The organism is Clostridium nigeriense, assembly GCF_900086595.1.
In the GTDB taxonomy this organism is placed as follows: Bacteria; Bacillota; Clostridia; order Clostridiales; family Clostridiaceae; genus Clostridium; species Clostridium nigeriense.
The window spans coordinates 869,314-890,129 of the sequence record NZ_LT575472.1 but is presented as its reverse complement, the minus strand read 5'-3'; the positions used below and the strand labels follow the sequence as shown (position 1 = coordinate 890,129).

At 30.1% G+C, this 20,816-nt stretch carries 6 protein-coding genes and 1 pseudogene; all 7 read right to left on the bottom strand.

Annotation, left to right across the window (positions count from 1 at the left end; translation table 11 throughout):
* Positions 1-181 precede the first annotated feature (181 nt).
* The gene (locus BN6774_RS04435; protein ID WP_122982997.1) at positions 182-5,176 is read right to left on the bottom strand and encodes a glycoside hydrolase family 2 TIM barrel-domain containing protein; all 4,995 of its coding nucleotides are present in this window, start codon (positions 5,174-5,176) and stop codon (positions 182-184) included.
* Between the two features lie 156 nt (positions 5,177-5,332).
* Entirely contained in the window at positions 5,333-9,763 is a 4,431-nt protein-coding gene (locus tag BN6774_RS04430) for an alpha-L-fucosidase (protein WP_066890421.1), read from the bottom strand.
* A gap of 269 nt (positions 9,764-10,032) precedes the next feature.
* Entirely contained in the window at positions 10,033-15,618 is a 5,586-nt protein-coding gene (locus tag BN6774_RS04425; RefSeq protein WP_084766876.1) for a beta-N-acetylglucosaminidase domain-containing protein, read from the bottom strand.
* A gap of 465 nt (positions 15,619-16,083) precedes the next feature.
* A pseudogene (locus BN6774_RS04420) lies at positions 16,084-16,236 on the bottom strand (6-phospho-alpha-glucosidase); the annotation flags it as partial.
* A 214-nt stretch (positions 16,237-16,450) separates the two neighbouring features.
* Positions 16,451-17,863 carry a glycoside hydrolase family 1 protein gene (locus BN6774_RS04415; protein ID WP_066890416.1) on the bottom strand — a complete coding sequence of 471 codons (1,413 nt, stop codon included), beginning with the start codon at positions 17,861-17,863 and terminating at the stop codon, positions 16,451-16,453.
* A gap of 15 nt (positions 17,864-17,878) precedes the next feature.
* Positions 17,879-19,738, bottom strand: a complete 1,860-nt coding sequence (locus tag BN6774_RS04410; protein WP_066890415.1) for a beta-glucoside-specific PTS transporter subunit IIABC — start codon at positions 19,736-19,738, stop codon at positions 17,879-17,881.
* 169 nt (positions 19,739-19,907) lie between these two features.
* Positions 19,908-20,741, bottom strand: coding sequence for a BglG family transcription antiterminator LicT (gene licT / locus BN6774_RS04405; protein ID WP_066890413.1), 834 nt, complete (start codon positions 20,739-20,741; stop codon positions 19,908-19,910).
* Between the last annotated feature and the right edge of the window lie 75 nt (positions 20,742-20,816).

Here is a 20,816-nt window from a genome sequence, read left to right as displayed (position 1 = left end):
ACTGCACAAACTTAACAGAAATTCAATTTAATTGCAATCTTCCATTATAATTATAAGAAAACTCAGGTGACCAGTAGTCTGATCACCTGAGTTTAATATTCTTTATATTCTTATTTTAATTCTGTATAAAACCCCTTATTTCCTTAAACCATATCATCTAAGACTTCTTTTGAAGTTAAAGTTATTTATTATTATTTTTAGGTTTTCTTTGGCTTATTATAATTGCACCACCTGCTATTAAAACTAATGCTAGGATAATTATTTGAGTGCTTGATACTGCAGCACCAGTTGCTGGTAAGTTTCCCTTTCCTGCTTCAATATTCTTATCACCTTCGCTACCATTATTAGTAGTATCGTTATTGTCTCCATTACCTCCAGTAGCTCCGTTATCAGTACCATCACTTCCAGTATTGTCATTACCCTTTGCTAATTCTAAGTTGGCTAAAGCTATTTCTAATCCTTTTACTGTTTCATTTACTTCTTTTTGAGTAGCTTTTTCATTATTTAAAACAGCTTTACCTTCTTTTAATTTCCCATTAAGTGCTTTAACACTTTCTTTTGTATATTTAGATGTATCCATTGATTCAACTCTATTTATTAAGTTTTCAAGCTTAGATTTATCTGGGGCTAATCTTAAATCTAAATAAGCTTTAACTAATTTATTGTAAGCATCTTTTACTTCTGCTTCCATTGCATTTTCATCAGCTATTACTTTATTAGCTTTTTCAAGTTCAGCTTGAAGTTTAGACCAAGTTGACTCTATATACTTAGTTCCATCTAAAGTATTTATTGTTTTAACTAGCTTTTCAAGTTGTTCTTTATCACCTTTTTTGAATTCTAACATATGAATTACTTCAATTAATCTCTTAGCAGCTTCATCTACTTCAACTTCTGTAGCATTTTCATTTGCTAAAACATTTTTTGCATTTTCCAGTGCTGCTTCAAATTCTTTAACTACTGCTGGAACTACATTTTCAAGAGCTCCATTTGCTTTTAAATCTTCAGCGTATTCTACAGAGCTTTTTAACATTGTTTTATCAACATTTCCTGGAGCTTCATTATTTTCTCTGAATTTCGCAGTTAATACTATATCAAATTCAGCTATAAATCTATAAGTTATATCCCTGCTAACTTCATTATCATCTTTATCAAACCAACCTATAAACTCAAATCCTTTATTAGCTGTTGCAACTAAAGTAACTTCTTGTCCCTCTGCATATTTTCCTGCTCCTGCAACTGAACCCCCCTCTGTTTTATTTACTGTAATAGTGTATTCCTTTGGTGTTAGTAACACATAATTTACAGTATAAATATTTGTGGATCCATCCTCAGCTCGAACAACTATTATTGATTTATTATTATGGATTGGTAATACAGTTACTGAAGCATTATCAGATGATGTTGCTTCAACTAATTCAGGTAATTTTTCTAAATTAACTGAGTATTCATTTACAGCTGGGTCAAAGTTTTCTAAAACTTTACCATCTAGCTTTATTTCATTTAAATTATTTTTTGACTTAACATTTTCTTGAGCTACATATTCATAAACCTTTACTTCTGTTAATCCAACACAATTTCCTGACTGTGGCTGTTGCATATAAATTCTAATACTATCAGTATTTATAACATTATCTAAGAAATAAGTTGTTTCACCAGCAGTATGTGATACTTCTGTTGTATTTGTATGTGGTGCTACTACATATTCTCCCTTTTCATTTTTATAACTAATTTCAACTTTCTTTGGAATTCTTGCGCTTAAATTATCTGTAAATAACCATAAGTCTAAACGATCTATATCGTATTTATTCTTCCAATCAAATTGAACATAAGCTCCCTTAGGTTCACCATTTTCACCAGCTAGATTACGTTCATTCCAGTTTGTCCAACGCTCATTAACATTTTCACCACCATTTGTAGTTCCATTATTAATTGAATTTAAGTTATCTGCTGTTACTTTAGGACTTTGTGATAATACTGGAATATCATCATTTTCATTAGCTTTGTTTATAGCAAGATTTCTAGCTGCTTTCAAAGCTGGAACTATACGTACATTTGCTATAACATTATAAGTCTTACCTAATAATTCTACAGTACCAGGAACAGAAATATTTGTATTTTCTTTAGAAAAATCTAATCCTTCAAGATTCCAATTAACAACAAATTCTTCTGATTCAGTACCATTTGCTAAATATCCTTTTACAGCCTTAGGAAGTGTAGGCGTATTTCCCGCATATGTGAAAGTTGATACATTTTCCATGGAAACTACATTACCTACCACATGTACATTAGCAATTACTGCAATATCTGTACCTTCTAACTTTCCAGTAGCTTTAAAAATTTGTGGAGTGCCAAGCTCTGACTCATCATATTCATTCCACTGAACTTTTATAGTTTCAGTAGTTCCATCATTATATCTAGCTGCAACTTCCTTTGGTAATGCTGGCTTTTCATCTAATCCAACATAATAGTCTTTAACTATATCATAAGATTCTATATATTTATTATCCCCTGCATTATTTACAGTGTTAATAGTTATAGATTGAGATTCTATGCCTTCCCCTAAAACAGTTAATGTCATATCTCCAGCATCTTTAGTTGACTGTACTATAACTAAAGCTTTACCATTAAATGCACTTCTACTTCCAGACTTGAAACTTTCTGGTTTATATCTATCTGTATCAGAAGCATTACCATTATCTAAACCAACTATCTTACCATTTCCTTCTAGAGTATAATTTAATCTATTACTAGCTCCAGATGCAATATTTCCATTAGCATCTACTAAATCAACTGTAATATAAGACAAATCATATCCATCTGCATCAATTGTAGCTCTATCAGCACTTAACTCTACAGTAGATACTTTTCCATAAGTTTTAATTAATGATCTACCTTCTGTATCAGTTATCAAATTACCATCTTTATCATATGCCTTAGCTTCAATTGTTCCTTCTTCATATTTTACATTAAAGCTTGGATATAATGAATCGTTTTCAAAAGTGTAATATTTATATCCTGCAGCTGTTGTATGCTCTGTTGATGCCTTAGTACCAACAAGCTTATTATTTATATATAATTCTACTTTATAAGCATCTGTAAATACATCAACTTGTACATTTCCATTTTGAACTGGAATATCTTCTTTATTCCATGTTGGTAATACATGTAGAGTGTTTACATCATCATTCCATTGGCTTTGATATAGATAGTAAATATCCTTTTCAAATCCTGCTGTATCAACTATACCAAAGAAACTTGATTTAGGAGCAGGTCTACCTCCTGAAACGCTTCCTGATCCTGTTCCATTCCAAGGTGTTGGTTCTCCAATATAATCAAATCCTGTCCATACATATTCCCCAGCATTATAATCATGTTTTATTGTATATTTCCATGCATCACTAGCTGAATGTCCCCAACCAACTTTATTAGAGTTATTATCAAACTCTGGTAGTTGTAAATCTGCATTACTTTGAGCACTTCTCTCTCTTGTCTTATAATATCCTCTACTATGAACTGCACTACTTGTCTCTGCACCATATAATATCCAATTAGCTTTGCCATTTCTTAAACTATTAAATTGATTTTCATTAGCATAGTTAAATCCAACTACACCACCATTATTAGCTACAGCATCTGAAATAGCGACAGCTCTACTATCCCATCCCTTACTCTTATTATCTCCAATAGTAACAGGTCTAGTTGTATCTTCTTCTTGAATCCAATCAATAATATTTTCTGCAATATTAACATAGTTAGATGTATCTCCACCTATACCTTCCAAAACTTCATTTCCTATTGACCACATAATTACTGATGGATTATTTTTTGAAGTCTTAACCATTGACTTAGCTTCAAATTCCCCCCAAGACATTCCTGGCTCACCATTAATTATTTGATTACCTTCTTCTATAGGGACATTAAAGAACTTAGCAAAGTCATTTACATTACCATTCTTAGAGTTTGTCCAAGTGTCAAAAGCTTCATTTATAACTAAAAGCCCTAATCTATCACAAATTTCTAATAGCATTTCACTTGCAGGATTATGAGTAACACGAATTGAGTTTACACCCATTTCCTTCATTATTTCCATTTGGCGTTCAACAGCTCTATAATAAGATGCTGCTCCTAAAGACCCTTGGTCATGGTGCATACTAACACCTTTAAGCTTCATATTTTCTCCGTTTAATGAGAAACCTGTATCTCTATCAAAATTAAAATATCTAAATCCAAAATTTGTATAATAAGTATCAACGACTTCATCATTTACAATAACTTCATTTTTTACTTTATACATATTTGGATTATCAACTGACCATAAAGCTGGATTATTTACCACTGCAGTTTGAGCAAAGTCAGCACTACCATTTGCAGCTATATTTTTAGTTTCTTCAACTGGTGCACTTACAGCTTCTTCATTATTATTAATAACAGTAGTTTTAAGCTTAACATCTGCAGCATTATCTGATTCATTTTCTATAACTGTATCAACTACTACATCAACACTTCCACCTTGTTGTGCTTCGATTTCTGGTGTAGTAACAGTTGTTCCTAAATGTGAAACATGAATAGTATCCGTTAATGTTAATGTAACATCTCTATATATTCCACTTCCTGAATACCATCTACTGCTTGGAGTTGGATTTTTCACCTTAACTGCTATTATATTTTCAGTTTTTCCATCACATATAAGTTCATCTGTAATATCAAAGGCAAAGGCAGTATATCCATAGTTATGTTCCCCTACTAATTTCCCATTTACATAAACTTCTGAATTCATATAAACACCATCAAAGTTTATAGTAAGTTCCTTGTCTTTATACTTCTCTGGAACAACAAAATGTTTACGATACCATCCAGTACCGCCTAGTAAAAACCCACTTTCTGCTTCACCCTGAACTGTGAAATCACCCTCAATACTCCAGTCATGCGGTAAGCTTAAAGAAGTCCAAGATGAATCGTTAAAATCTACAGATTCAGCAGAAGCTTGATCACCCTTGTAGAAACGCCAATCTTGATTAAATAAAGTTGATCTTTCTCCATCTTTAATGAAGCCTACGTAAACTGTTTCTGCTTCCTGCGTTTGTCTAGTTTGTGCTTTTACAGTTGTTGGCACTAAACTAGTCATTACCGACATACCCACCAATAAAGCACAAACTCTTTTTTGAAATGCTCTCATCCCAATTCCCCCTATTATAATATTATTTTGTTAGTCTATTTGAACAATATTATTACTCTTAAATAGTTCTAATTTAAAAACTATTTATTCCATATTATTGAACAAAGCAATTGTAATAATCCTAACTATATGCTAACCATATTCTAAAAAATTCAATTACTTTCTTCTTCTTAATACTCCTCCAGCACCAAGAAGTAATGTTGCAATTCCTACTAATGCAAATGTTGAAGTTCCACCTGTTGCAGGCAAGTTACCTTTACCAGCTATACCATTTCCATTATTGCCGTTATTATTGTTCCCACTATTGTTATTCCCATTATTACTGTTATTGCTGTTACCATTATTACTGTTGTTGTTATTATCTTTTACTACTAACTGATCTATCGCTTGTTGTAATTCAAGTTCCATTCTTAATATATCTTCTTCTGTTACATTTTTATCTTTCAAGACTTTTTTTGCTTCTTTAATTTTATTATTAAGAACTTCATAACTTTCTTTTGTATATTCTTCTTCATTGTAGCCTTCCGCTTTATTAATTAGGATTTCAAGCACATCTTTACTTGCCCTTATTTCTAATTCAGAGAAAGCTTTAAGTAATTCATTATAAACTTTTAAAATTTCTTCTTCTGAAGAATTTTCGTTTAAAATAACATTTTTAGCCACTTTTAAATTATCTAATAAAGCATTCCATGAAGTTTCTGTGTAGTCTTCACTATTTAAATTCATTATTTTTTCTATTAAATAAGTTAGTTCTTCCTTGTTATTATTTTTTAATTCTAAAGCTTCAATTCCTTCTTTTAGCATATCTACTGCTAAATTTACAGATTCTTGTGTTTCATTTTCATCTTTTATTATAGTTTCTACTCTTTCTATAATAGATTGTAGACTTGCAATGCTCTCACTTGTATATTTATCTAAATCAATAGTTTTTGTTTCATCTAGTAAATTTATTAACTCAGTTTTATCAGCCTTTAATATAAGATTTTCAATTGTATTTTTTAGCATATTTACAACTTCATTAACTTCTTTTTGTGTTGAATCTTTGTTATCTGCTATATTTTGTGCAATTATTAATACTTCATTTAAATTTTCTAAACTTATTGGTGTGTATTTTGATACGTCTATTTTATTAGCATTTTCTATAAATGTATTTAATTCTGACTTATCAACTAAATCCAATACTCTTTTTATCTTTATGCTGTCAATATTAACTGTTGATTCATCATTATTGAAGAACTTTATTTTATTTAATCCTTTATTAAGTGAAACACTAATAGTTTTAGTTGCAAAATTAGGATCTGTTTTAGCACATTCTATTTCCTCTGATAGTGATTCATTATTATTTAAATAATATAACTTATTATTTGCTCCTGCGAAGTATCTTATTTCTATATCATATAATGCCTCTTCATCTGAGTTTATCCACATATTAAGCCATGCATTTCCTCTACTTGTATTACCTAGCCACCCTACAACTTTACCACCATTTGCTCCGTCTTTATTTTCTATTTCTCCACCTGCACCATCCACTTCCAGATTCTCAGCTTCTATTAATACTTCTTCACCTGTTAATATAATAGGATTTTCTTCACTGTTTGGCTTGTTATTTTCTGTATCCTTTAACTTGAAAATAACATTTATAGTCATATCCTTCTTTATATTCTCTATAGTATAGCTATCTCTAGCACCTATTGAAACTCCATCTACTATAACATCGCTAACTTCATAATCTTTATTAGGTATAAAAGTAAATGTTTTAGATTTTCCTTCTTCTAAACTTACTACACCATCTGGACTAATACTTCCATTTTCTCCAGCAGTTGCAGTTATTGTATGAGTAGCTTCTATTAACTTTTTAGGTATTACTTCAAAAGCATCTATATTAGGTGAAGATTGTGCATCAGCTGTAAAAGTTAACTCACCAGCACCAGCTTTAGTTACTATAACATCAAAGCTTGTCTTTATTATAGGAACTGGATTTTGATTACCTGTTCCTAGAACTGATTTACTGCCTGGTTCAATATTAGTTCCACTCCAATTGACTTTATTTAAATTGCCTTCACTTCTTCCTGATTGATATGACATATTAAAGGTATACACCCCTGGCTTTTCAGCATAAAAAGGAACTCTTATCCTGTTTCCTGTTTCAAACCAAGTAACCATTTTCCCATTACTTGCTTCAGGTTTTTCTGTTATTCTTACATATTTATTACCTTCTATAGGAACAAGAGTAAATAATTCAGCTTCTAATGTCTTTTTATCCTCTAAAATGCTAGGTAGTACAAAAGGCTTTCCCTCTGTATAAGGTTTATCAGTATTAATATCATTATCTATAATAGTTACTTCTGCTTTCTTATTAAATCCTATTATTCCCCCATTTGTCGGAGTATCAATATTACAATAAAATTTTACATTTCCTGATTTTTCTTCATTATCTATAGTTTCAATAGAAACCTTAGCTATTGTTTCTCCATCAGCAAATGTAACTGTTTTATTTATATCCTTGTAATGTCTACCGTGAACAGCACTATCTGGAGAAGTTGAAAAATGTATAGTAGCTTCCCCCTTGCTTCCTCCAACCCTTTTTATAGTTATTTCTTTTATTTCACCTTCATTAACTGTATAATTAGTATTTTCTATTTCAAACATTCCTGCTGCATTATTATTTAAATAATAAGCACCATCTAATCCTATAAATGTACCTGAAGATGAGGCATTCTTTTCTCCTTTAATAACTATTTGAACTGTATGTTGCCCATAATCTAAATCATCAGTTTGATATAAAATTTGAGAAATTGATCTTTTAGCTCTATAGGTGTCCACATCAGCAGCCTTTTCTCCATCAATCCATACTTCCATAATTCCATGTCCTGGATCAAAAGTACCAATAACCCATGCTTTTGTTCCTGTAAATGTAAAACTTGCATCTTTCCCCTTAGTATTTGAATACATTCCAGTATTTCCTATACCAATATTTTCTTGGGTCCAACTATTCTTATTTTCAAAATTTACATTATCTATAAATTCTGTGCCAGATGGTACTATTGATTTTATTTCAAAATCTTCATCTGCCTTATAAACTTCAACATTTTCAATTAATGGTACAGCTAAGGAGTTCTTAATATTTATTCTAATTTTAGAAGCTTTCACTGCTGCACTTCTAACTAATCGTTTTGCTCCAATTGTATATCCTTTTCCAAATTCTTTCCAAGCACCATCAGAATACGTTTCCACTGAAAATTCTGATACTCTTTGCCCTAGCTTTATATATTCTTCAATGGATACAATATCAAAAGTCTTTTCTTCACCTAAATCTATTGTTATATTTCCAGTAGTTTGTCCCTCATCCATTGTCCAATAAGTATCATTATTATCATCTAATACATTATTTGCACTATAATCATTACTATTTCCTCTAATTGATGAAGCTGTAGCAGTAGTTGTTTCTGGATTTACTAAATTTTCATCAAATGAATTATTAATAGCACTTGAAAACTCATTTATTCTAGCAATATCTTCTTTTGTAAAATGTCCTGTTCTGTCTGGAGCTACATTAAGTAATAGTGGTTGACCTCTTCCTACTGAACTAAAATATATTTCTGTTAATTGCTCCATAGTCTTTGGACCATTTCCTGAATGCCAAAACCATCCACTTGTTAATGAAACATCACATTCACCTACACTCCATATATCACCATTTGGATCTCCATTATTAAGATATTGATTTTCATCTCCTGCTCCTGAGTTATATCTATCTCTTATACGCTTTTGGTTAACTTTTGACCAAACTGGATCTCCTGCTTTTCCTGACTCATTTCCTATCCATCTTACAGTTGAACCATATGGACTAAATACTACAGCACCAGGTTCTAATTCTTCTATTAAATCAAACCATTCTTCAAATTTATAATTTTGAGCTGCTGCTCCGCTACCTTTAGCCCCATCCATCCATACTTCTACAAACTTTCCGTTATTCCCATATTTATTATTTCCTAGTATTTCTCTTAACTGCTCCATATAGAATTCATTATAATCGCCATTACTATCATTTTCATCATTAGTTCCTGTTCCATATCCATAAGAAGGTGCATTAGCATCCCATGGTGATAAATAAATTCCCATATCCATGTTGTACTTAGTGCAAGCCTTAGAAACCTCTTCTAAAACATCACCTTCTCCATCTTTAGTAGCTTGCCAATCTACACTCTTTTCTATATCATGTTCGGTAATTTTACTTTTCCATATTGCAAACCCATCATGATGCTTTCCCACCATAATAATACGTTTAAATCCTGCATCTTTTAATGTCTTTACCCATTCATCTGCATCCAAATCTGTAGGATTAAAAGTATTTGGATTTTCTCTTCCATTTCCCCACTCACTATTTGTAAATGTATTCATTCCAAAGTGAATAAAAGCCGCTAGCTCCTCCTCATGATACTGTACTTGAGACTCATTTGGAGTTGGACCAAATGCTTCTGGTGGTTTTACAGTATTAGTCTCAGCTGCAAATGCGGTTATGGGTAGCATTTGGAATACCATACTTGCAATAACTATAGTAGATAATAGTTTTTTTACACTTTTCATATATTCTCCTCCCATAAAATTTTATAAAAAATTAAGCAATCTTTACTTAATTTTTTTACATTTTAATTCATTTCAAAACTTTATATCCATAGTTTTTCTAACTAATTTCAGATGTTATTTATTTCCATATTATACCATAAATTGTTATTTATTTTGTGTTTTTCCCAAACATCATATAAATTTATAGATTTACTTAATAATTTTTATATATTTAATTTATAAATAATAAGGTCCTATGGAATTCTCCATAGGATCTTAAAAAATTCAAATTACTTTCTTCTTCTTAATACTCCTCCAACACCAAGAAGTAATGTTGCAATTCCTACTAATGCAAATGTTGAAGTTCCACCTGTTTCAGGTAAATTACCCTTTCCTACTTCAGTATTCTTATTATCTTCATTGCCATTATTAGTATTATCATTATTGTTGCTAGGATTATTATCTGTGTCAGTATTAATTTCATTATTGTTAGTACTATTGTCTCCACTGCTACCACCATTGCCAGTGTTATTATCATTGTCAGTTCCATTATCTGTATCAGTGTTATTATCTTTCTTTTCTTCTAAGCCAGCTAAGGCTATTTCTAACTCTTCTGATGCCTTATTAACTTCCTCCTGAGTAGCTTCTTCATTATCTAAAACATCTCTAACTTCTTTTAACTTTTCCTTAAGTGAATTAACACTTTCTTCAGTATATTTAGATGTATCTATAGATTCAGCTTTATTTATTAATTCTTCAAGCTTAGACTTGTCAGGTATTAATCTTAGCTCTAAATAAGCCATAATTAATTTATTGTACCCTTCATCTATTTGCTCCTGAGTTGCTTCTTTATTACTTAATATAGCCTTAGAATTATCTAATTCTGTGTTGAATTTAGTAACACTTCCTGTTGTATACTTAGATAAATCCTTAGCTTCTAACTCAGAAACTAGCTTTTCAAGTTTAGACTTATCTGCTGCTAATTTTAAATTAGCAAATGCTTTTCCTAAGCTTTCATAAGTCTTAGATACTTCTTCTTCCATTGCATTTTCATCTTCTATTACTTTATTAGCCTTTTCAAGTTCAACTTGAAGTGCTTCCCAAGTTGCTGTTGTATATTTGCTTTCATCTAAAGCATTTATTACCTCAACTAATTTTATAAGCTCTGTCTTATCGCCTTTTTTGTATTCTAGCATATGAATTACCTTAACTAATCTCTCTGTAGCTTCATCTACTTGAGCCTTTGTTGCCTTTTCATCTGCTAAAATATCCTTAGCTTCTTTTAATGCTTCCTCAAACTCTTTAACTACTACTGGAACAACATCTTCAAGAGCTCCATTTGCCTTAACTTCCTCAGCATATTCTACAACTATTGTTAATAATGTCTTATCAGCTTCTGGAGTATCTATATCTTCCTTAACTAAAGAATCTATTGCAATTCTTAAAGCTGATACTGCACTATTTACCATCTCCTTAGTTGCTTCTGAATTTTCTAATACTACTTCTGCATTTTCTAATGCTGTATTAAAAATATCTAAAGATTCTTCTGTATAATTTTCACCATTATTCTTAATATCATTAGCTTCACCAATAATATTTGATAACTTTTCTATATTAACTAACTCTTCAATTGCAGCTGATAAATTATCTTTAGCAATATTAATTTTTTCTTGATTTGAATTTTCTATATCATTTAATATAGCTTTTGCAGCTTCTAAAGCTTCTGTAAATTTAGCAAAACTTCCTGCTGTATATGATTCTTTCACATAGTCTTCTGAAGTAGCTACTAATTCTTCTAATTCAGATGTGTTAGGAATATTCTTATCATTCATTGTTACTATTTCATATATAGTAGGAGCTATGCCAGCCCAATCAATTCTTATTTCAAAAATATTATCGTATTTAGTATTTATAATTTCAGTTAAGCTTTTACTTAATGTTCCAAGTTCATTCCAAATAGCTCCACCAGCTTCATTATATCCAGTTCTAGCCATAACTTTTGCATTTGAAATGTCATTTCCACTTTGAACAATATTTATCTTATTAATATTAGTATTTTCAGACAAACGATAAGTTAAACTTCCTGATTTAATTTGTCCATTATTTGTATTTGGCTTATATGCTGTAGTTAAATTTCCATCATTAATATTTTCTGGAGCAAATCCAGCTAATTCTATCGGATCTGATATATAGCTTGGATTGTTGTCTGGTCTTATATACTCTCCATCATTTATTAAAATTTCGCTTATTTTAACCCATCTATACATATAATCTGATGTAAATAGTATTCTTAAATATCTTGCTTCTTTAGCAGAATCTAATTCTCCTTTTACAAAAGCATGAGAAATTGGAACTGTAGTTGTACTATCTCCATGATCATATCCACCTTCAACAGGTTTATATTCCATATCGCTACTATCATTAGTTATACCATCCCCAATAGTAATTATATCTGTCCACTCTTCTCCATCTAAAGATATTTGGAATTTAGCATCTCTTAAATAATCTCTTTCTGTATCTAGGACAGCATAAGTAATATTTTTTATATTTATACTTTGACCTAAGTCAAATACTATTCCTTTATCTTTCCTTGGGAAAGCATCGAAGGATGCTGAAGTATTAAAGTTTTTATCAAATATACTTGAAACCTTACCATTAAGCTTTACATAAGATTCTTTTATAGATGGCGGATAAGTTTCATTAGATTTAACTTCAAATTTATTTAAATTAAAGTTAACATCCTTATTGGCTAATAATCTAATATATCTAGCATCTTCTAAAGCTCTTCTACTTTCTAAATTAACATTAGTCCATTCTATTTCATTCATAGACGTTTGTAATGTTAATCCATCCATATTTGATACTTCTAATTCTATTTCACTTAAGTCCTTTATTCTATCTAATTTAAGCCCTATATATTCATCAACATTTAAAGTTATATTTTCCTTTGGAACTAATTTAGTTAGTTCTTCACTTTTAAAAATTGATGTAAGTTTTAAATCAGTATTTGTATACACATGCTTTGTTGATGCATTTTCTCCATGTTTTTTCACACTAATTTCTGAGAAAATTAACCACTTGTTAAGAGCTTCCTTATTAGTTAATCTTACATATCTAGCTTCTTTTCCTTCAAAGTTTTCTTCAATTATATCTTGTCCAGAAGCTTTACCAGTGTATTCTTTGAATGTTGTCCAGTTTGAATTATCTGTTGAATACTCTAATTTATAGCTAGTCCATTTATCTCCTGAACCATTTCTTCCAACTACAAATCTAACATCTCCTACTGGAATTACTTTTCCTAAATCAATTCCAATAAAATCTCCAGCTTTAGTTACATCACCAGCATGAGTTTTATACCAAACATCTGTCGAATCATTTCCATCAAATAAGTTTGCTTCAGTTCCTGCATAAATTTGTGGCCAATTACTTCTTATTACAGATTTATTTATTTCTGAATCTTCTTCTGTAATATCGCTTTTATTAACAGTAATATCTTTTACTCCAAACCAAGTATTGGTTCTAGCCTTAGTTGCAATAATACGAATTCCCATTACATCTAAGTCTATCCCTTCAATTGTAATCTTATTTGGCATAGTATATACTTTACCATCTTCTAAATCTAGCCAAGTCTTACCATCAACTGTATATTGAATCTTAGCTTCTTGCATTGTATCATTTTTATTTGCAATAGCACCTAATAAAAATTCTACCTCTTTAATTTTAATTGTTCTATTATATTTAATACCAATATAAGTACCTTCCGAAATACTATTGGGATTTTTGTAAACAATTTCAGTTGAAGGATTATTATCTAAAATATTATTTAAATTTCCTGCTGGAGTATCTGCTCTATTAGTAATAATTGTTGATACTACCTTAGATGGATCTACTATACCAGAAACTATTGGCGCTAAAAATGATTCCATTTTTTTTATAAATGGAACAATATGTTGAACTCCTACTTCTGCATATTCAATATGATCTACATATTTAAATCCATAAGTTTTTGACTTTTCAAAAGCTGATTGTCCTTCTGAATAATTAGACCATATTTCACTATTATTTCCTTCTTCATTTGCAATAATAGCTTTTAAGTATGCAATTGCTGCTGTTGTTGTATCTTCCCAAGAGTTTAACCAGTAAATTATTTGATCTCTTGTTTTTTCATTACCTGGGTTATTTTTATAATAGTCTGCTGAATCATTTAATTTTGTAAATTCTTCAATTAATGCTAATGCATCTTCTTTAACACTAGCTCCAGAAGCAACCTTTTCTTTAAATTCTGTTAGCTTTGGTGCAAGTTCCACAGATTCTTGTAATACTCTTACACGACTATCCATATTTTGATTAATCATATGCTTACTTATTTCACGTAAAGCTTCAGAAGCTTTAGTTTCTTCAGCTGTGTTATGATCCATATATTTAAATGAATCATGCCAGTTTTGATCTGCTTGTTCCTTTGTCGCCCAAATATTCCATGAATAATCTGCAACTGCAAATAATGCTGATTTATTAGCTTCTGATTGTTGCATTGGATTTAACATTATTCCTTCAATAAGTGTTGGATCTACACCTGGATGTAAGAAAGTATCATTCCCCCCCATTATTAAGTGTTGTTTAGAGTTATCTGAACATGGCCAGTTAATCCAATAATATGGTGCTCTACCAGTGTTATTCTTAAAGGTTTCTGAGAAGTTTTGAGTTACTTCCCCCCATATTCTTCCTCCAGTCATAACAAGTTGAACGTTTTCTGGTGCTTGTTTTAAATGAGTAAATTCATTACTTGATCCATTTCCCATATAGTCATAAGGAATATATGGTAGTGTAGTTTTCATATCAGGATATTGAAGCTTTACTTCATTTTCTAACCAATTTGTCATATCATTTATTAATCTAAGTCCTAATTCTCCACCTGGATTAGCAAAGTCATCTGCAAGTATAGCAACTTGTCTAACACCTTGATCGATAACTTGCATAAGCTTAGTCTTTAAATCAGCTAAATCCTTTTGATATCCAGCTTCATTTTTATTAATTCCAAAAGCATCATTTCCTGGGAATGGATGAATTCCATAAACGAATCTAGTTTTAGAAGCATTACCTGCATCAGCTAGTTCTTTAATCCACTTTAACTCATCTTCAGTATAAAGTGAACGCCATTGAACCCTATGCTTTGGATCATCTTTTGGTGCATAGAAATAAGCATTTAATTTATAATACCCACCATAAGTCATAAGATCACTTCTATCTTCAATAGACCATGGATTTCCATAGTAACCTTCTATAAATCCACGAGTAACCACATTTCCGTAATCCTCAATTTTAAAGTTTCTTATTGTCATATCCTCTATTTGATTTACTAAATGATATAGAGTAGTTAGACCATAAAATGCTGAGTCTGTATCTCTACCAAGTACTGTGATAACATTATTATCAGCTCCTAAGAAATATGAATCAATTTTTTCATAAAGGTCTTCTGTTTCTATTTTGTACTTATTTGAATAAGTATCAACAGCCTCTCCTGAATCCTTAATTCCAACTAGAATATTAGTTTTTCCATCAACTATTTCATTAGATGTAGAAACTTCATAACTAATATCATTCGCCTTTAAAATCTCAATTTCTAATCTGTTTTTTGTATAGCTATCTATACCCGATTCATAAATAACGTTTACACCATTTTCAAAAGAAAAATCACCTTCTTGGTAACTTATTTTTTGTGGTGCGGGATAAATTTCATATTCAGTACTTTTAGCTTCCAAAATAGGAATTTCTTCTGTTCTAGTTTCAGCTGAAGCCTTTATGCTACCTGCCATATTAGAAAATAATATAGCACTTGCTAGCATTAATGATAAATATCTCTTAGATTTTTTTATCATATCCTCTCTTCTCCCCCTATAATATTTAAATTTTTAATTTCCCTTTGCAGTAATCATATAAATACTCGCACTATTAAAGAATTAATGATACTATTTCATTAAAATTTCAAATTAATAATTGCAATTATTTTTTGTATTATTTATTCTTAATTCTAGATTTTGAAATAAGATTATTATGCATTTATTAACATTTAACATAAAAAAAAGCTGAAAGGGTATAAGATACCATCTCAGCTAATGCTCAAATTTAATTGATTACACGCTCAAGGATATTAATGTATTAATTTCCATTTAATTGTAATATATTTTGGTAATTTTTTCAATTAATTTCTTTAAAATATTGATATTAATTAATTTTTTATTAAATACTGTATTTTAACATCATTAAAAGTCCTTAAAGTTATTTTTTAAATAAAAACTCAGGTGACCAGTAATCTGATTACCTGAGCTTTATTTTTTTATATACTATTTAAGTTCTGGCCAGAATCCTTTATTCGCTTCTATCATATCATCTAATATTTCTTTAGCCACTAAAGTTGATGGAACTGTTTTGTTCATTGCGAATGATTGTAATACTTTTTGGTAAGAACCTTCAACAACACCTTCAACTAATAATTGTATATAATTAATATTTCTTATATATAGATTCAATAGAATTACTCATTTCAAAAATACCTATACGATTCTTATATTTTATTAGTTTGATATAATATAAAAAAGCTGTCATTATGACAGCCTTCTAAAATTTGATAATTTTGTATTGTAAATTTCATATTATGAGAGAAATCTTTTTATAACGCCATATAATAAATTAGTTCATTTTTATAGAGCTCTACTCAATCAAACTCCCGCCATTAGTTCTTATAACTTCTTTATACCAATTAAAGCTCTTTTTCTTATAACGTTCCAGAGTACCTGACCCATCATTTTGACGATCAACGTATATAAATCCGTATCTTTTCTTTAATTCAGCTGTAGATGCACTAACTAAATCAATACATCCCCAGCTTGTGTATCCCATTATTTCAACGCCATCTTCTATAGCTTTTCCTAGTTCTACTAAATGGTCATTTAAGTATTTAATACGATAATCATCTAATACTGTTTTTTCACCATCTACTTCTACTAATTCATCTACAGCACCTAAGCCATTTTCAACAATAAATAACGGTTTTTCATAACGATTATAAAAATAGTTACATATATATCTTAAGCCTTGAGGATCTATTTGCCATCCCCATTCAGATTCTTCTAAATATGGATTCTTAACGCCTGAAGTTAGATTTCCTCTTCCCTTTTCATATTTAGATAAATCTTTAGCTGTACATTTACTCATATAGTAACTAAAAGATATAAAGTCTACTGTATTCTTTAGTATTTCTTCATCTTCTGGTTCCATTTGAATATTAACACCTAAGTCTTTAAATATCTTCTTTGTATATCTTGGATACTTACCTCTTACATGAATATCTGTAAAGAACATAAGATCTCTATCACGTTCCATTGAAGCTATCATATCATCTGGATGTGGAGTCATTGGATAATTAACTACTCCAAGAACCATACAGCCTACCTTTGCATCTGGCATAATCTCATGAGCAAGTTTTACTGCTAATGCACTTGCAACTAATTCATGATGGGCTGCTTGATAAACATCTTGCTTTGTTAACTCTGATTTTGGAGTTAATATACCAGCTCCCATTAATGGAAAATGTATTACAGAATTTATCTCATTAAATGTCAACCAATATTTTACCTTACCCTTATAACGTTCAAAAACTACTCTACAATAATTTTCAAAGAACTTAATTAACTTTCTATTTCTCCATCCATCATAGGTTTTAGCTAAATGAAGTGGTGTTTCATAATGTGATAATGTTACTAATGGTTCGATTCCGTATTTCAAACATTCATCTATAACATTATCATAAAACTTTAATCCTAATTCATTTGGAGTTTCTTCATCTCCATTAGGAAATATTCTAGACCAAGCAATTGAAAATCTTAATGTCTTAAATCCCATTTCTGCAAATAGTTTAATATCTTCTTTATATCTATGATAAAAATCTATACCAACTAACTTTAAATTTTCTTCTACTGGCCCATCAGAAATTGCTCCAACTACACCATGTGGCATTATATCTTGAATAGACAATCCTTTTCCATCTTCATTATAAGCCCCTTCACATTGGTTAGCTGCTATAGCTCCTCCCCATAAGAAACCTTCATTAAATCTTGTTGACATTAAAATTCTCCTTTCTTAATTAAGAACTCTTATCAATGTATCTTCTTTCTTAACATAAGTTTTCTCAGTTCCTAATACATCCATATAATCTGCAGTATTAGTAATAATAACTGCTGTAGTTATATCATATCCAGCATTTTTTATAGCTTCTTTATCAAATTCTATTAATAAATCTCCTGCTTTAACTACATCACCTTGTTTTATATAAGCTTTAAAATATTTTCCTTCTAATTTTACAGTATCTATTCCTATATGAATTAATACTTCTACACCATTTTTATCCTTTAATCCAATAGCATGATTAGTTTTAAATAAAGATTCGACTGTACAATCAAATGGAGCAAAAACTTTTCCTACTGTTGGTATTACAGCTGCTCCCTTTCCCATAAGTTCTTGTGCGAATACATCATCATTAACTTGAGCTAATGGAATAACTTCACCTTCTACTGGAGTTGATACAGATATTTCTCCTACTATTGATTTAACTGTATTTTCAACTTTTTCTGTAGAATCTTCTTTATTTTCTTCTTCAATATCATCAAATCCTAATATTAAAGTTACTATTGTAGTAGCTACTATTGCAATAACTATTGTAATACATGCATTTATAACATTTGACATATCATCACTAATATAAACTGGAATTGCAGCAAGTCCTGCTGTTGCTGATGCATATGTTCTTATTCCAGTAATACCAGCATAAAGACCAGCTATACCTCCACCTATCATAGATGCATATAAAGGTTTTTTAAGTTTAAAGTTTACACCATATAAAGCTGGTTCTGTAATACCCATAAATGCAGTTGTACTACTTGATAAACTTAATTGTTTTAATGATTTATTCTTAGTCTTTAACCCAACTACTAAGCTTGCAGTTGCTTGAGCTATATTTGATGATAACATACCAGGTCCTAGAATTGTACCATATCCTAAAGTTGCATATTGAATTTGTTGGATAGGTGCAAAGCAATAATGCATACCAGTCATGATAAATAATGGAGTAAATGTACCCATAATAACAGGGATAAGCCATCCAGCTTTATCATTTATAAAATTCATTCCAATAGCAAGAATTTCTCCAACATAGTTACCTAAAGGTCCTAAAGCAGTAAATCCTATTAAAGAAGTTATTATTAAAGTAATAAGTGGCACTAAAAATACTTTTACTGAAGCAGGTGATATCTTCTTTGCAATTTTTTCAACATATGATTGTGCAAATACTATTAAAAGTATAGGAACAACACTTGAACCATAAGAAATCATTCTTACAGGTATCCCAAAGAAAGCAACTGGATCACCTGTATTTAAAGCTGAAAAACTTGGATGTAATAAAGCTGCTCCAAGTACAGCAGCTAAATAAGGACTACACTTAAATCTCTTAGCAGCTGAATAAGCTAATATAACTGGTAAGAAATAGAATACTGTATCACTTAAAAAGCTTAAATAAGCATAAGTTTGAGAACCTGCATCTACTAATCCAAAAAGCTTTAATACTGCTAATAAAGCCTTTATCATACCTGATCCTGCAAGAGCTGGAATAACTGGAGTAAATATTGCTGTTATAGTACCTAAAACTTTATTTATAACCCCTGTTTCTTTATCTTCAGAGTCTGACGTCGAACTTTCAGCAAATTTACCTAGTTTATGTATTTCATCACAAACTTTGCTTACATTTGTTCCAATTATAATTTGGAATTGTCCATTTTTATTTACTACACCTTGAACTCCATTAAGTTTCTTTATAGCTTCTGTGTCAGCCTTGCTAACATCATTTAAATTAAATCTTAATCTAGTCATACAATTTGTAACACTAGCTACGTTTTTTTCTCCACCAACTAATCTTAATATGTCGTTGGCTATTTTTTTGAAATCCATATTTCTTCTCTCCTTTAAAATTTTATAAAAAAAACCTAGAGTATTAGAAATAAACTTTAAATATAAACTAAATTAAAAAATTCACTTTATAAATAAATTCTTCTCATACTCTAGGTCTTGCCTGCACTACCAGTAACAATCCTATTAAATAGATCTCATTCAATTTTTACTACCTTGTGATAATCCTCTTAATATGAACAGTTAAATAAACTAATTCATCTGAATTTAATTCCTTATCATATTTATCCTTAACTAATTTGGCAATTTTTAAAGTACATTCATAAGCTTCTGGATATCTTAACTTAACAACCTCTTCAAAATCTTCATCTCCAATTTCACTTAAAGTACTATTTAGTATTCTATAAGCGAAAAACTTTAAATGAGTTAAAAATCTACTATAATATAAGGACTCTTCATCAATATCAATTTTAAAATGATATCTTATTACATTTAATACATTTTGAATAAATTCAGTAACTTGTATAGTATCCCTTACAGCTTCTCCACCAAGCTCTGCATTTACTATATGCATCGCAATTGAAGCTGCTTCATCCTCTGGTAAAGTTATATTAAACTCTTCATTTAAAAGCTCCAATGCTTTTAAGCCTATACTAAACTCTTTAGGATAAAATCTTTTTATTTCCCATAATAATGCATTACTAAAAGGTAATCCATTTTCTTGTCTTGCTATAGAAAAACTTATATGATCTGTTAATGTTAAATAAATATTTTCACTTAGCTCTTCATTAAGTGTTTCCTTAGCATACTTTATAATACTCTCTGTAACCCTCATATACTCCATAGGAATTTGAGTTAATATTGAGAAAAGCTTTCCTGATACAGATTTTGATTTTAAGAAAAATTCTTTTTCAACCTTACTTTTATCAACTTCATCTCCCTTTTTCTTTTGAAATCCAATACCTGCTCCTAAAAGAATTCTCTCCTGCCTTCTTTCATTTACTGCACATATTACATTATTATTTATTATGCGTGTAATCCTCATATATAAAACTCCTATCATATATGAATTTTAAAAAAACCTAATAGGTATATAAATATAATTAAACAAAAATTACAT